The following is a 14,901-nucleotide window of genomic DNA, read 5'->3' as shown; positions in this document are numbered from 1 at the left end:
CCTAGTTCACACCACCCAGGAACACCGTTTGCGCCGTAATGTACGAGCTCCGCTCCGACGCGAAGAAATCGATGACATTGAGGATGTCATCGATGTCGGCGAACCGGGCCACGGGAAGGCTCTTGATAATTTCTTCGATCTTGTCTCGCGGAAGCTGAGCCAGCATATCGCTATCAATCGCCGAGATCCCGAGAGTGTTGCAGGTCACGTTGAACGTGCCGAACTCCTTCGCCATCACGTTGGCGAGGGTACTGAGACCCGCCTTCGTTGCAGCGTAGACGCTGTCGCCTATCGGCTCCAGGCTCGCGGCCATGGATCCGATATTGATGATCCGTCCCCACTTGCTCTTGCGCATGAACTTGGCCGCCTCGCGGGAAATCAGGAATGGCGCCAGAAGATTGACGTTGACCATGGCTTGAGCGGCGGCCGGGGGCATGATCATGGCGTACTGAGACGTCAGAACACCCGCGTTGTTAATGACGATGTCGATCCGGGAGGTCTTCTTGCGGACCTCGCCGAAGATGGCCGTCACGGCGTTTGCGTTCGCAAGATCAACTTGGAAGTGCGTGTAGTTGGCATTATCGATGTCGGATGCATGTCGCGCGAAGCCGAGCACCCGCCCCCCTCCTGCGAGCACATGGTCGGTGATCTGGCGACCGACGCCTCGGGTCGCCCCGGTTACAAGGACCGTCTTGTCTACGTAAGCCGTCATCATACCTTCTCGGTCAGCAGCTCGACGACGAAATCAGTCAGGGTGCGCACGCTCGTAAACGGCGACGGTTCCCGGCTCATGGCCCGGTCATCCGTGAGCGCTACGGGACGATCGAACTGCGTGCTAATCGCGGTCTCGACATCCACGATGACCGACACGAGAGAGAGGGAGTCGATCGTCGATTCTCCACCGAACAACAAAGTGTTTTCGGAAAGGGCGACTTGCTGATCCGTCGGTAGCTCCTCATTGAGGCTCTTCAAGGCCTCAAAGATGATCTGCAAGACGTCGTTTCGAAGATCCATTACGTTCAGCCTCCAGAATCTATCCACTCCGCCAGTGATGTCCGGCGGTCAGCGGCGGGTCGTGATTCTTGTGTTAAGCGCAGAGCCGTTTAGGTCGTGGGAACTGGGACTTTGCCCGCCGCCATTAGGACTTTCGCCCGCGCGAGGAACACCGTCCTGTATTCGTCCTCAAGGATGCCCATCGCGACGGCGTCCTGAAACTCGCCACCGATTCGGTAGTGGTTACGCAGCACACCCTCTTGCTTCATCCCAAGAAACTTCTGCCACTTAATCATCAGCGTATTGCTGGCAGCGATGGTCCCATACAGTCGCACGAGACCAAGGTCGATGAATGCGAAGTGGTACAGAAGTGCCATCGCCTCGACGGCGACAGGCTGCCCCTTTACCTCGTCTTCCTCGCCGATGAGGAAACGCCCGGTCTCGGCCCTCGAATTCCGGTTGTCGACATCCACCAGCGACAGCATCCCGACAGGCTGACCGCTTTTAAGCTGAATAATGAAATTATGTTCGCTCTGTGGCCGCGATGCGATCCAGAGTGCCTGATCCTCTGGGGTCTGAGCACCTTGATTGAGATGGCGTGCCCGCTCTGCGGCGCGCCACTTGCAGGTCACGGCTGCATCGCCTTCGGCGAGAGGGCGCAGGTCGACAAAAATCCCCTGTAGAACTCTGGATTCAGCCGACATGACACATCCTATTTAACTGCGCCGAACTTCAGTGCTCCTGAACGGCTTGCCAGAAGCTCTCCGGAATTCCCCACGCCTCGGTAGTGGCGGCCTAATTTGCCGTGCATATTGAGGTTTTGACCCTCAACCCGACTCGACGCCGGCACCGTCTGCCATGGAAAATCGCCCTCGTCCAGAGCGCATCGATTGGACCCGGCTCTCCGCTTCTATCGCAGGGTGATGCTCCTACGTCATGACCAGAAGATGTCACTGGGGCTGTATAAGCAGGCCCGGGGGTTCAAGCGGACGGTCGCTCCTCCTGGTGCATATGGATTCGGCGCTGAAAAGCGCGATCGATCCGGGTGACGCGGGAGACCTCCGTTGATCCAGACACGTCGCGGCCGCCTGGGCATTGCTCAGCGTCAGGTATTCTAAGACGCGCTCCTCGAAGCCGTACCCCCGCGAGACGAGAGCGTTGCATTTGGCAACGCTGGCAGTTCGCTCGGCTTCGTGCTCAAGGTAGAATTGACACTTACTAGCTAGTTCTTCGAGGTTAGAAAAGGTTTCGATGGAATTTTCCTTGCCGAATAGGTAAGATAGGTCAGTTCCGTCCACGTATTTGGTGAGTAAGAGGCTTCGCGATGCAAGTACATCAAGGACGCGATACTGAATCCCCGTGCCGGCTTGAGCCTGTGGCAAGTTGATCGAGATCAGAGAGTTGTCGTAAATTTCCATCAGATCTGCGTGCGAAGTCAAGGACTTTGCGCTATGAAAAGATGCCACGACAGCTGTATTATACGGCATAAGTTTCTTCCAGCGGTCATTGCCGTACAATCGTAACCCCAGGGGGGCGAGCCTGTTTACGATGTTGACACGTCCGTGGTTCGTAACAATATTCTGTAGCTGCTGCTCGATCTGCTCGGCGCTCCAATTCGAAGCCGCAATTAGAATGCCGAGGGCCTCGCGAGTCGTTTGCTCTCCCCGGACACAACCATTCCGTTCGATCTGCTTCACACAGACGCGGAGCGCATCTTTCAATTCTTGTGACTCACCGATCCTGTAGAGAAGATCATCGAGTCGACCGTCGCCCACAAGGCTCGCGATCCACGAAATCGCGGCACGCTCGTTAACCGCCCGTGCGGTCCGCCGCTTCCCAGCGTCCGTCGCAGCAGGGATAAAAGTAAAGTTGCTTGCCTTGTCTGGATATGTCTTCCGCAATTCTTTTTCAAGAGACTTGTAGATTGGAGCAAAAATGGCGTCAAGGGTGTAAGTCCGGCGATTATCATCATTATAGTGATCAAAGAGGTGGCCCTTCGAGTCAACAATGATAGACACGATACGGCAGCGAAGTGCTTTGACTACGCGTGGCAACAACAACGAGTTGTTGAAGGAAATTGCGAAGTCATAGGGTTTGTTGCTCAGCCAATCTGCAAGGCGCTTTTCGTCGGCAGGATCTCTTAGTCCCTTGACGCCGTCGTGATGGGCGAAGTCGCTCCCGAGGAAAACGTCGACGTTTATACCAAACGAAGCAATCGTCGACGCAATCCGCTTGATATATGGGTCCAGATCCTTCTCTGGGTTCCATGAGTAAGCGAACAATGCCATCCTTGACCGCCTTTCACGGAATCGACGAGCGATATAGTGGATTAGTCCATTCCCATCCGACTGAGAGATGTCTTGGTTGTGGGCCGCGTACCACCGGGTGCCAAAGTCGGGTGACGGATCTCTGTTCTCTCTGTGCCCATGAGCAAGATAATGTAAGAGAGGGTCCGCACGTGCTCTTTTTACGTCTGGATATTGCGCTACGTACCATTTGGAATCGAAGACATTTAGCACGTCTTCCGGCGTAATGGGATAAGCATCCGGTAAATAGGTATTTGAGAGTGCGGTGATGGGCTCGCGAGAACTGTAATGGTGTTTTTCGAAGCCTGCCCTTAATCCAGAACTGTCGAAAGGTCTCGGAAGTGTGGCAAAAATTGCCCGGCGAATGGCATTGAAGAGTGACATGGCGACTTTTGCTACTAAGCAATCCGGTGTTGAGGGACCGCAGTCGAGGTTCGACTGCACCGAGTGTTCATCTGCTCACCACCACGAGCTTTCCGCAACTGTGCGATCGCAGACGGGATCGGCGTCTCTTTGCATCCGGGCATCCGCGAGAGTCCAGATCAGGCCCTGGCACCCGATGATTCGAGGCAACAGGAGCTCTCTACGGTTGTCTTCGTAGCCCTGATGCGCTCCCATGAACGCTCGCTGCGGGACCTGAGATTTGTTCTCTCGGCGCAGAAGGCGAAGGATTCCGGGGGTAAACGACCTCTACCCACTGGGTCATTTTCATGCGGCCTCGACGAATCGCCTTCCTTTCGCCTCCGTCTGGGTGCGTGCAATCTTTGCCTGTGAGGGGGATTGGAATCTGCGGTGACGGATCGTCAGACCTAGTGAAGTGACGCGGTCATAGGATTCGCGGATCGGGTGATGCATGCGAGTCTGAGCGATGGCTCAGACCGTCTGCGTGCTCCTCGACGATGCTACCCAGTCAGCGCTTGCCGCGATCGCCGGCGACCGATCTTGACCCCTCAAGCACATCCTGCGGGCGCGCATCGTCCTGCTTTCAGCCGAGCGCTTGCCTGTGCAGGAGGTGGCTCGGCAGGCCGGCGTCAGTCGGCCCGCCGTCTGGCGCTGGCAGCAACGCTTTGGCGAGGAGGGCGTCGAGGGTCTGCTGCGCGACAAGACCCGCCTGCCTGGCACTCCACACATTCCACGCGGACGGTGGCGAAGGTGCTGGCACTGACCTGCTCGGAGCCGCCCGACGAGGTCACACACTGAACCGGACGTGCCATCGCCGCGCGGGTCGGGATCTCACTGCGCTCCGTGCAACGGATCTAGCCCGTCTTATTCATCGGGCATCGGCATACGCTGCGTTATGGGCTGATGGCGCGCGGGATCGTTCGTCTGTTTTGACGCGTGTGGATCGGAATTGTTCGGTCGGCGCCGGAGGGACGGGAGCGGGTTCGTTGGGGCGTCGCATCCCTGTCGTTCAGGCCGGTGCCGGGGCGAGCGCAGTCGCAAGGTGGCGGATCAGGTCGGCTTCTGGACAGGCGGCAGCGAAGGCGAGGCGGACGCGGGCAGCGGTCTCGCGGATACGGGCTCCGAGCTTGAGCAGCCGAAGGCGGATCGTTGCAAACTCGGCCCTGGCGAGGCAGTGCGCGGTCGGGATGGCCTCGCGCACGGTGAGCATCAGCCAATAGGCAGCGGTGCGCAGGACGAGCCGCATCTGGTTGGCGGCGGGGTTCCGGCACGAGGTACGGTCGGAAGCGAGCTGGCCCTTGTGGAGCTTGATCAGATTCTCGGCCTATCCGCGGGCGCAGTACAGCTCGGCGTAGAGCCATTTGGGCGTGCCGGTGGCGATGTTCGTGACCACGTAGCGGATATCGAGGCTAAGGCGGGTCGCCTTGATGCGGACGGCGACGCGGCGTTGCTGCCGCCAGGACTTGGCTGCGTGCGTGGTTTCGGCAAAGCCGCGCACCGCATCCTTGTCGCCGATGGCCCGCACCACCCGGATGGTATCGGCGATATCCTCGACCTTGGCGGCGAGCGCCTTGGTACCGGTCAGGCCGAAGACGTAAGCGACGCCGTTGTCTTCGCACCAGTTCATGGCCTCTGGCCGCCCGTAATCGCCGTCGCCCCGGATGGTGATCGCGGTCTTGGGCCAGTGATGGCGGATCGCTCGGACGAGGCGGCGCAGATGGCCTCGGACCTCGCGGCCAGAGGGCGTCTTACTTGGACGCAGGATCATCGCCACCGGGCGTGAGGTGGCCGTGTCGTAGACGTGGATGGGGAGAAAGCAGCGCGCATCGCGGTGGGCGTTGAACAGCGAGAGTTGCTGCTGGCCGTGGACTACGTCGCAGGTGTCGTCGATATCCAGCGTGACGGCTTCGGGCGGCGTGGCATAGATGGCGCAGTACAGGTCGACCAGCACCCGCCCGAGCCGGATCAAGTCGCGCAGGTCGGGGGTGTTCTCCAGCCGCGAGACAGTGGGCTGGCTCATTAGGTCAGCGCAGGTCTCGGGCAGCCGGCCACAGGCGAGCTTGAACGCAGGATCGGCGCGCAGGTGGTCGAGGTCGTCGGCGTCCTCGTAACCGCAGGCGATGGCCAGGATGCGCGCCAGAAGGATCTCAGGAACCGGATGCACGATCCGGCTCGGATCGCGCCGGTCCGGGATCACCGCAGCGAGCTTCTCGGCAATGCCCAACCGTCGCGCGGCCTGGGCCAGCAGCAGGACACCGCCGTCCGAGGTCCGGCGTCCGCCATCGAAGGCGGCTGTGAGCTTCTTGCCTCGGACGGATGGAAACGGGAACGGGATACACGTAGGATCAGACATGGCGGGCGTGGCGGGCTCGATCAGGTGGAGAAGGTTGGTGTCAGCACCCAATCCCTAAGCCCTATCAATGCTTTACGCTACGCTCGCCACCACAGATCCACTGCCCTCGTGAATAAGGCGGGCTAAGGAAACTATGGTGAATCCTGTCTGCCAACCGGGACCGGCGTCTATAAATGCCTCTCAGCGGGCTGGAGCGTAACAGGCCCAGACAGAGCCAACTGGACCTCGATATCGGAAAAACACCGCTGAAGATTGGTCTTCCGCGAGGTGTTCATTGGGCCTGCTTGTGGGGAAAGTGTTGCAAGGTGACGCGCAGGCTCCATCCGGCGTTGAGCAGCGGATGGCTCATCGGATTTGCGGAAAGCAAACGTGTTTCGACCCCACCCGGGGGGGTGGTCATTTTTGACTGCGGGCGCTGGACCTCCGCCGGGGGATTGGCTAGACGTCCGCCGAACGTAGATGCGTGCGAGAGCGCTTATTCAGGAATACCCCCGGTCAAATCGCCGATTGCTTTCCCTCTCGCCGACATAATTTTTACGACGTTTGAATCGTAAATTTTATATCCGACAAGTATTGTGATGCAAGTTTTAATCGAAAGAATGTCGGTGATGGCGAGTGCGGAGGTAAACGCTCTATGTGGAAGTTTATAAGCCTGCGAAAGATTGTCGATAGCCGCGGCAACCTGACGCCAATCGAGGGTGGGAACGACACGCCGTTTCCGATTGCCCGCGTTTATTACTTGTACGATGTTCCGAGCGGTTCGAGCCGGGCTGGCCATGCTCACACAAAGCTCCAGCAGGTTTACATCGCCGTTGCCGGTAGTTTTGATGTTGGACTTACGAACGGATATGAGAGTGAAGTTGTCCGACTAAATCGACCAGATCAGGGCCTGTGGATAGGCCCTGGTGTCTGGCGCGACATCAATAATTTCTCTGCCGGCGCAGTCTGCTTGGTTCTCGCTTCCGCGGTATACGATGAAGAAGAGTATATCCGCGACAAGGCCGAGTTCGATCTCTTCGTCGAGAACCAAGCAAGAGAAAGTCTTTAACAATCATCCCGGGGGCAAGTGCCGTGAATCGCGTTCCATTCTTTTCCTTGCAAAAAGTCCACCATGACGCACAGCGGGAGCTGGAGAACGCCTTCAAGCGAGTGTTTGAGAGTTCTTATTACGTCCTTGGTAACGAGGTCTCTGCCTTCGAGGCTGAGTTCGCGCAGTTTTGCAACGTCCGACATGCGATCGGTGTCGGCAATGGTCTCGATGCGCTGACTCTGATCCTGAAAGGCCTCGGCGTTGAACCGGGCGACGAAGTGATTGTGCCGGCTCACACGTTCATCGCGAGTTGGTTGGCAGTCGACCAAGCCGGAGCAAAGCTCGTCCCGGTCGAAGTCGATCCGTCGACCTTCAATATCGATCCCGAGGGGGTCCGTGCGCGCATTGGGAAACGAACCAAAGCCATCCTGGCCGTCCACCTCTATGGACGTCCGGCGCCGATCGACGAACTCCTGGCGATCGCCGAGCCGCACGGCATCGCCGTCATTGAGGATGCTGCCCAAGCTCACGGCGCGGTCAATCGCGGGCGGCGTACGGGAGGGCTTGGCTTAGCCGCAGCCTTCAGTTTCTACCCGACGAAGAACTTGGGCGCCTTGGGCGATGGAGGGGCGGTCACGACGAACGACGACGAACTCGCTCGCCGCGTGCGGATGCTCAGGAATTACGGGTCGCAGGAGAAATACGTCCACGAGATCAGCGGAACCAATTCACGCCTCGATGAGCTGCAGGCGGCCTTTCTGCGCGTCAAGCTTGCCGCCGTCGATGGGCAGAACGCGACCCGTCGCGACATTGCTGCCCGCTACTCTCAGGGCCTGAAGGATTGCCCGAATCTGACTCTTCCGGCTCCCGTCGGAGATGGCGACGAACACGTTTACCACCTCTACGTCGTGCGGTCGCCAGAACGCGAAGCCCTCCGGGCCAAGCTGGATAGCCGCGGGATCTCGACGCTGGTCCACTACCCCATCCCCTGTTTCAGCCAGGACTGCTACAAGGGCGCGGCCTTCTCCGAGTCCTTTGACCTCTCGAAGCAATTGGCGGACGAGGTTCTAAGCCTTCCGATGTGGCCGGGCATGTCGGACGATATGGTGGATCAGGTCATCGCCGCGGTTCGCGAGGCCTGCGCCTGATCCTGAAATCGATGCAGCGCCTGGGAACCCCGATGGGACATACGGGTCTGTTCCTAGGGATCATGGAAGGGCGCGGCAAGTCTCGCCAAGCTCCAAACAAACTGTGGTGACAGCGAATTTTCACCACGGTTGAGAGGTTTGTCGCTTTATGCAGAAAATGCCCGCCTTGGCGCTGTCAATTGCCGCGGCTCGCAGCATCCAGGTAATACGCGGGCTTCTGATTGGCGCTCAGAGTGCGCGAGCACGATCAGGCCGGCCGAAGACGCAAGTACAGCTCGAACTCCTGGCGCTTATTCGTCCGCTCTTCGACGATGCCTGGTATATTGGTGCATATCCCGAGGCAGCAAAGCAGGGGAACGATCCCCGCATACACTACTTGAGCGAACCCGAAGCGAGGTACGACGCGCCGCATCCACTCTTTGATGGTGCGTGGTACCTCGCTCAGCATCCCGACGTGGAAGCTGCAGGCACTCATCCCCTCCTGCACTATCTGCAAACCGGAGCGGCTCTCGGCTACGCACCGCACCCGCTGTTCGATGGGGCTTGGTATCTCGAGCAGCATCCCGAGGTGGAGAAGGCGGCCGTGAACCCGCTCATTCATTACCTGCGGGAGGGGGCGTGCCTGGGCTTCTCGCCATCCCTTGCGTTCGACACCGCATGGTACCTGCACAGCAATCCGGATGTCGCCGCAGCGGGTATCAATCCGCTGGTCCATTTCGTCGTACACGGCATACACGAGGGGCGCTGCCCCAATCCCCTTGCAGAAGCCGCTGCCTTCGAGACGTTCGCGCGGTCGGGCGATGCCGTTCGGGCCATTCGCCTCCTCGACTGGCGCCAGCACCTCCTCCCCCAGGACGGGACTGTGCCTTATGTCGCAACGTTTCGCGGGGGGCAGCTTTCGGATGTGTCTGATACAAGTGCGCCGGCTGCGGGAATGGCCCCTGGATCGTCGGAGGGCCTATACTACCTCGTGCCCCTGACGGATGCGACGGTCATCGGCGGAACGACATCGCTGATCGTCTCAGACCGCTTCATCCCGACGAACATGCCCGGCACGAGAGACGCGGAGTCTTCGCCTACCGATTATCCTGAAGCCTGGAAGGCCGGTGAGACCGTCGTTGTCAGGTTCGGCCGGAGGAGCCGAACGTATATCCCACAGGGTATCCATCTTACGGGTGGGGACCGGACCTTCGCAGACTTCCTCACCTCGCTCCTGCCGCGCCTGATCGCGGTGCAGTCCAGCGAATTTAGTCCGGAGCTCCCGCTCCTTGTCAGTGCTTCGGCGGGTGAGCGAGAGCGCGCGGCTATCCGGCTCCTAAGCAGATTTGAGCGAACACTCATTCCGCTGACTGACGGCGTGGCTTACCATACAGAGCTGCTCCACTACCCGGTCAGGCGCGATCGTGAACGCCGTGATCGAAGGTCCGACGCCGTCCTGCACCCCAGCGACGAAGTCGCGGCATTGCGACAGGTCCGCGAACAGGTTCTGTCATCCGTGACCGGGACCGCTCCAAAGAGGATGCGCCGGCTCTATGTCAGGCCGACTGCTCCGCTGCATCGTTCCTTCGATAACCAGGCGTTTTTCGGAGCCCTGATCGACCGGGATTTCGAGATCGTCGACATCGGTGATCTGTCGTTCGAAATTCAGGTTCGTCTTCTGGCTGCGTCTTCGATCGTAATCGTGCACGCGGGTGACGACTTCACGAATACCATCTGGTGTCACTCTGGAGCTCATATTCTCGTCATCGAGAGCCTCGAGGGCGAGAATTGGCGCAGTTCCCCAGTGGGATGCGTCGTCGCCGAGTTGGCGACGATCCACACCATTCCATCAAATTTCAGCCCCCTCTCTAACGATGAGGAGCCGCGCCAAGCCGTGAGCCTTGACGCTATGACGCCAATTTTAGACGAAATGATTTCGGCGCTCAGGCTCCTCCCGGCGAGTGTCGACCATAATCGCAATCGTCTATCATGAGTAATCCAGCGCCGATCGTCAGCTTCATCGTGACGTTCTATCAGCAAAAGGCCTTTATCGGTGAGACAATCCGAAGTGCACTTGAGCAGAAATTGGATGACATTGAAGTCATTGCCGTTGATGACGGCTCGACGGACGGCGGTGCTGAAATCGTAAAGGAAATACGGGATCCAAGACTGAGGCTGATCATTCAGGACAACCGCGGTCCAAGCTTGGCCGCGAACACCGGTATTAACGCTGCTCGGGGCGAATACATCGCCCTCTTGGGCGGTGACGACATCGCCCTACCGGAGCGCGCTCTCCGCCAGTATGACCTCGTCTCGAAGGGATACACCGATATCGCCTTCGATGTTCCGCAACTCATCAACGAGAATGATCTTCCCCTCGAAGATTCATTTTACCCTGCGTTTTCGCAGTTTGATTTAGGCCGTAGCGATCGCGTAAGCTTGGATCATCTGTTTTCTTCTGGTAACTTCCTATGCGCGCCTTCGGTGTTCATGCGTCGGTCGACTTTTTTGCAAGTGGGGCCGTTCAGCCCTGGCCTTATTCAACTTCAAGACTTCGATTATTGGATTCGCTGCCTGAAAGAAGGTTTCGTTCTCAGGGTTGTCTGCGATCGGCTCACAGCCTATCGCCGCCGGGGCGCTGGGCTCAATCTTTCGGCCACCTCGAATATGGCCCGCCTGCTGATCGAAGACGGGTACATCATGCGGCATTTTTTCGACGGCATGGACGTGACGTCCCTGAGGCGGCATTTTGCCGAGCACGTTCCCTTCCATTTCACCGACACGCCCGGTGACATCGCCCTCGCGAAAGCCCTGATCTATCTTCGGAATAGCCGTCGGACGGTGTCCAACATCGCTTTCGAAATCCTGATCGATGCCCTGCAAAAAGACCCCTTAGTACAGGAAAGGGCCGCCTCTGTCGGATTGACGATGCCTGTCATCTTCAGCGAAATGCTTCGACGGGGCGATCCTTCGGAGTGAGGCCGCCTTCGTCCAGCATAGATAGCCATTCTCGCTACTTAGTAAGTCTTATTTATTGTGATAAAAATAATTTCTAAGATAAAAATCAGTTTGATTTAATTTTATTTGCCCGGAGTTATTGATAGTCGCCACTCGGAAAAATTATCGAATCATATGCTCGCGTTCGCTCGTGAAGTTCTGGTCATTCGGGCAACGCTTACGTCCCGGCAAGGTATGCGATACACAAACGATGCATGTTCTTCTAATTCCTGGCTTCATGACGGATGCTTCGCTCTGGGACGATATGTTGCCAGCGCTCGAAGCGGTCGGATCAATCACGCACGGCGACACAACTGCCAGCGCGACAATCGCTGATATGGCGCGAGACATTCTGTCCGGAGCGCCGGAGCGGTTCGCCCTAATCGGCTTCTCGATGGGCGGCTATGTCGCCCGGGAAATCGCTCGCATGGCTCCAGGACGCGTCCTGGCCCTCGTGCTGGTAGCGACGTCGGCTCGCGCGGATACGCCGGAGCAAACGCGACGGAAAGCTGTGGCTGTGAAAATGGCGGACCTAAAGCGCTTCACCGGTTTTAGCCGACCTGGTGTCTTGATCTCTCTGCATCCAGATCGCGCGAATGATGAAGCTCTCATCGAGCGCGTGAGGGCCATGAGTGAACGGGTCGGAGGCGATGTCTTCCAACGTCACACCCAGCAATTTCGGGAGACCGATTTATCTCGCCTCGCTGCTGTCCGGTGTCCGACCCTTATCGTCGCGGGCGACCAGGATGCACTGCGTAGCTGTGAGGAGTCTCAAGAACTTTGCTCAGGTATTAGTGGCTCAGAACTCGTCCGCATTGAGAACTCTGGCCACATGATCCCGATGGAACAGCCAATCGCGCTTGCTAGGACAATTGTCCCTTGGCTTCAGGAGCATGCATCGCAGAAGTAGCTGCTTGTTCCTCATGTGCATGCTGCTATGAGCCGTGTAGTCCCTGCGGTCTAACCTCCTCCTTGTGAGGCTCTCAGCAAGACAAGTTATTCCGGTATAGAGAAGCGTGCACCAGCCCCGAGACCTGCCGTCGAATTTGGGATAAGCCTCGGACGACAATGACCACGTGCCTTTCCTCGGTCGTGAGTTGGCTGGAGCGCGATGTTTGCGGTTCCATTGCTGCGTCATGAAGGAAGGTAAGTCAGCCGCCATTCCCTGTGGCGGTCCAGACCGTGAGGCGAGATACCTGCGGCTCGTCGGAAAGTGCGCGCTCCACCCAGTAAACGAGGCCATTTTCTGTCAGGCGCACCGCCTCGTGTTCGTGCGGCGGGACGGAGCCAGGATGAAAGTGGCCGAAGCGAAGGGCGATAGCGCGACTGCCGTCCTTGCCAGCCAGCCAATGATAAACCATCGCCTCTCCGTCTTTCTTGGCTTGCACGTAGGTCTTATCAGCCTCATCGACCCCGCTATGCGGGTCGACCGTCACTGAACTGGCATAGATGAAGCGTGGCGTGTCAGCTGTTTTTAAGGCGACGGCAAGCATCTCGATCGATTCCTGCGCGTCCGTAAAGTCGACGGCTAAATGGATGACGGCGTCAAAGGAATTTAAACCCGCAAGATTGCAGCCTTCATCTTTGTCGAGGAGAGTCATATCGTGCTTGCTACGCAAGGCCGCGACAAGGGTGCGGCCGATACGACCGCCGGCTCCATTGATAGCAATTTTCATCCGACCGTCATCCCAGCTTAGGCGCCCTGAATCCAATTGCCGACGATCTTAGGCCGTCATTTGAAAGGCTAAAATGTTAGAGTCCATCATCCTGCCCCCTGCCTGCCCGCACGAAGGTACTTGGTTGGACGTGGGCTACAGCGCTGTGTGACTTCGTGGAGTGCACGGCGATCGCCGCCCGGAACAATGCTCCCTGAGGTCGTGCAACGCACGTTTTGAACGCCCGGCTCGCCATTCTCTCTCGGCGGGATCGCGCCGATATGGCGCGTAAGAGTAGCCTCATACCAGACCTCTTTGAGCGTGACTAATGTGGGGTAGCGCGGCGGTCTGAGTGAGGATTCTCTCATCAGGTTCCCAAGCCTGATGAGGATACGATGACTGCTCCGGTGCCGATGCTGTTGGATTTCGATGCCGAGGCCCTGCGAGCCCTGGGTAATTACCCAGGCCTGTTGACCTGACCGGTATTTTGGACCGAGCCGATTAAGAGGCTACTGCATGGTGGCGACCATGGGTAGCCGGAAGGCCAGATCCGGGAATGTGACAGGCGCGGGTGGCCGGTAGCCCAAGGACGAATGCGGTCGAACGCGGTTGTAGGTATTTTGCCAGATTCCGATCACGGTCTGTGCCTCCTTGAGCGAGTAGAAGATCTCTTGGCGTAGGCACTCGTCCTTCAGCTTGCCATTGAAGCTCTCACAATAGCCATTCTCCCATGGCGATCCTGGTGCAATGTACTGGATCTGCGGGCCGGTTTTGACGACCCATTTCCGCAAAGCCTTCGAGATCATCTCTGGGCCGTTGTCGCAGCGGATGTTGTCGGGGATGCCATGCAGGCACATCGCATCTGCCAGCGCCTCGATCACACCCAGACTGCTGATGCGCCTCGCGACCTTTAGCGCCAGGCAGGCGCGACTGTGCTCGTCGATCAGCGTCAGGATACGCAGGCTTCGGCCGTCATGGGTCTGGCCCTGCACAAAGTCGAAGCTCCAGACGTGATTGCGATGGAGAGGCCGCAGCCGTACGCAGGAGCCATCGTTCAACCAGAGACGGCTGCGTGGTCGATGCTTTTGCGGGACCTTGAGCCCCTCACGACGCCAGATCCGCTGAACCCGGTCTTTCCCCACCTGCCAGCCCGCTGCCTGCAGCAGTGCGGTGACGCGGCGGTAGCCGTAGCGTCCGTACTCGGACGCCAAGGCGATGATGGCGCGGGTCAGCGCATCCTCGTCAGCCGGTACCGTGGGCACGTAGCGTTGCGTACCCCGGTGCTGGCCGACGATCCGGCAGGCGTGACGCTCCGAGAGGCCGTACTTCTCCTGGATGGCGTCGACTGCCTGCCGGCGTCGCTCCGGGGCTATAAGTTTCCCGAGGCGACATCCGCCAGCACCTGCTTCTCCAGGGACAAGTCAGACACGAGCCGGCGCAATCGAGCGTTCTCGCGCTCCAAATCCTTCATCCGACGGGCCTGGTCGATTTGCAGGCCGCCGTACTCCTTGCGCCAGCGATAGTAACTTTGCTCGGAGATCTCCGCCTCCCGGCACGCTATCGCCAAACTCTTACCCTGCGCTGTCTGCACCTCAATCTGGCGCAGCTTCAGCACCACCTGCTCCGCACCCGTCTTCTGACCTCGCTTCATGTCCAACTCCTTCAGTCCTGGCTGATCCTCTCAATCAGCCCGGTCCAAAGCCAGCCGGTCAGGTCACGTGTCGGATGATCGACGACTACGTTGCCGAAAATCTCAAGTGGACGTTGGCCCACGGCATCCCGACCCTCGTGTGCAATCTTATGGTGCCGCAATCTGACCTGACGGGACGCCTTCTGCCCAGGTACGATCTGCGCAACACGATGTATTTCGTCGAGGAATTGAACCGGCATATAGGCCGGGCGATTCAGCAATACGCCAACGTCTACCTGCTCGACGTCGACAAGGTCTCGGCTTCGTTGGGGCGCCGATATGCGCAGGATGACGGGGTCTTTTGGTTCACCCACAGCTCGCTCATGCCGATGGGTTCGGATCAGGATG

12 protein-coding genes and 2 pseudogenes are annotated in these 14,901 nt (G+C 58.6%); 7 read left to right on the top strand and 7 right to left on the bottom strand.

Annotated features, from left to right (window positions below; translation table 11 throughout):
- Position 1: 1 nt before the first annotated feature.
- From J7U37_RS15325 to J7U37_RS15310, 4 genes are all read right to left on the bottom strand, one after another.
- On the bottom strand, positions 2 to 715 hold the full coding sequence (locus J7U37_RS15325) for an SDR family NAD(P)-dependent oxidoreductase (protein WP_247636277.1): 714 nt from the start codon (positions 713 to 715) through the stop codon (positions 2 to 4).
- Positions 712 to 993, bottom strand: a complete 282-nt coding sequence (locus J7U37_RS15320) for a hypothetical protein (RefSeq protein WP_247636276.1) — start codon at positions 991 to 993, stop codon at positions 712 to 714. Before J7U37_RS15320 ends, J7U37_RS15325 begins: the two co-directional genes overlap by 4 nt.
- A 110-nt stretch (positions 994 to 1,103) precedes the next feature.
- On the bottom strand, positions 1,104 to 1,697 hold the full coding sequence (locus tag J7U37_RS15315) for a GNAT family N-acetyltransferase (RefSeq protein WP_247636275.1): 594 nt from the start codon (positions 1,695 to 1,697) through the stop codon (positions 1,104 to 1,106).
- Between the two features lie 246 nt (positions 1,698 to 1,943).
- The gene (locus J7U37_RS15310; protein WP_247636274.1) at positions 1,944 to 3,683 is read right to left on the bottom strand and encodes a glycosyltransferase; all 1,740 of its coding nucleotides are present in this window, start codon (positions 3,681 to 3,683) and stop codon (positions 1,944 to 1,946) included.
- A gap of 574 nt (positions 3,684 to 4,257) precedes the next feature.
- On the opposite strand from J7U37_RS15310, the pseudogene J7U37_RS15305 reads away from it, so the two are divergent.
- Positions 4,258 to 4,496 (top strand): annotated as a pseudogene (locus J7U37_RS15305) (helix-turn-helix domain-containing protein); the annotation flags it as partial.
- 214 nt (positions 4,497 to 4,710) lie between these two features.
- Here the strand turns inward: J7U37_RS15305 and J7U37_RS15300 are convergent.
- Positions 4,711 to 6,054, bottom strand: a pseudogene (locus tag J7U37_RS15300) (IS1380 family transposase).
- Between the two features lie 634 nt (positions 6,055 to 6,688).
- On the opposite strand from J7U37_RS15300, the gene J7U37_RS15295 reads away from it, so the two are divergent.
- The 5 genes from J7U37_RS15295 to J7U37_RS15275 all read left to right on the top strand — a co-directional run bounded on the left by J7U37_RS15295 (position 6,689) and on the right by J7U37_RS15275 (position 12,118).
- On the top strand, positions 6,689 to 7,102 hold the full coding sequence (locus tag J7U37_RS15295; RefSeq protein WP_247636273.1) for an FdtA/QdtA family cupin domain-containing protein: 414 nt from the start codon (positions 6,689 to 6,691) through the stop codon (positions 7,100 to 7,102).
- Positions 7,103 to 7,125: 23 nt separating this feature from the next.
- Positions 7,126 to 8,232, top strand: coding sequence for a DegT/DnrJ/EryC1/StrS family aminotransferase (locus J7U37_RS15290; RefSeq protein WP_247636272.1), 1,107 nt, complete (start codon positions 7,126 to 7,128; stop codon positions 8,230 to 8,232).
- 148 nt (positions 8,233 to 8,380) lie between these two features.
- Positions 8,381 to 10,204, top strand: a complete 1,824-nt coding sequence (locus tag J7U37_RS15285) for a glycosyltransferase 61 family protein (RefSeq protein WP_247636271.1) — start codon at positions 8,381 to 8,383, stop codon at positions 10,202 to 10,204.
- Positions 10,201 to 11,190, top strand: a complete 990-nt coding sequence (locus J7U37_RS15280) for a glycosyltransferase (protein ID WP_247636270.1) — start codon at positions 10,201 to 10,203, stop codon at positions 11,188 to 11,190. The genes J7U37_RS15285 and J7U37_RS15280 overlap by 4 nt, the downstream gene beginning before the upstream one ends.
- Before the next feature lie 229 nt (positions 11,191 to 11,419).
- Positions 11,420 to 12,118, top strand: coding sequence for an alpha/beta hydrolase (locus J7U37_RS15275; RefSeq protein WP_247636269.1), 699 nt, complete (start codon positions 11,420 to 11,422; stop codon positions 12,116 to 12,118).
- Positions 12,119 to 12,359: 241 nt separating this feature from the next.
- Here J7U37_RS15275 and J7U37_RS15270 read toward each other — a convergent pair whose 3' ends face one another.
- Complete coding sequence (locus J7U37_RS15270) at positions 12,360 to 12,884, bottom strand: hypothetical protein (protein ID WP_247636268.1); 525 nt, start codon at positions 12,882 to 12,884, stop codon at positions 12,360 to 12,362.
- Positions 12,885 to 13,372: 488 nt separating this feature from the next.
- A protein-coding gene (locus J7U37_RS15265) for an IS3 family transposase (RefSeq protein WP_247636267.1) occupies positions 13,373 to 14,514 on the bottom strand; the annotation gives its coding sequence in 2 pieces (ribosomal slippage) (positions 13,373 to 14,247 and positions 14,247 to 14,514; 1,143 coding nt in all).
- A gap of 74 nt (positions 14,515 to 14,588) precedes the next feature.
- Between J7U37_RS15265 and J7U37_RS15260 the strand changes: the two genes are divergently transcribed.
- Positions 14,589 to 14,901: hypothetical protein (locus J7U37_RS15260; RefSeq protein WP_247636266.1), on the top strand; the 313-nt coding region annotated here is incomplete at its 3' end.

It is taken from the genome of Methylobacterium sp. 37f, assembly GCF_023093475.1.
Taxonomy (GTDB): Bacteria; Pseudomonadota; Alphaproteobacteria; order Rhizobiales; family Beijerinckiaceae; genus Methylobacterium.
Note: the sequence above shows the minus strand (reverse complement) of the source record. Positions and strands in the feature narration are given on the sequence as shown.

Bases quoted from the DNA above. Each gene is read 5' to 3' on its own strand.
- J7U37_RS15310 (WP_247636274.1), bottom strand. From the start codon at position 3,683: ATGTCACTCTTCAATGCCATTCGCCGGGCAATTTTTGCCACACTTCCG.
- J7U37_RS15280 (WP_247636270.1), top strand. From the start codon at position 10,201: ATGAGTAATCCAGCGCCGATCGTCAGCTTCATCGTGACGTTCTATCAG.
- J7U37_RS15285 (WP_247636271.1), top strand. From the start codon at position 8,381: ATGCAGAAAATGCCCGCCTTGGCGCTGTCAATTGCCGCGGCTCGCAGC.
- J7U37_RS15325 (WP_247636277.1), bottom strand. From the start codon at position 715: ATGATGACGGCTTACGTAGACAAGACGGTCCTTGTAACCGGGGCGACC.
- J7U37_RS15275 (WP_247636269.1), top strand. From the start codon at position 11,420: ATGCATGTTCTTCTAATTCCTGGCTTCATGACGGATGCTTCGCTCTGG.
- J7U37_RS15315 (WP_247636275.1), bottom strand. From the start codon at position 1,697: ATGTCGGCTGAATCCAGAGTTCTACAGGGGATTTTTGTCGACCTGCGC.
- J7U37_RS15295 (WP_247636273.1), top strand. From the start codon at position 6,689: ATGTGGAAGTTTATAAGCCTGCGAAAGATTGTCGATAGCCGCGGCAAC.
- J7U37_RS15270 (WP_247636268.1), bottom strand. From the start codon at position 12,884: ATGAAAATTGCTATCAATGGAGCCGGCGGTCGTATCGGCCGCACCCTT.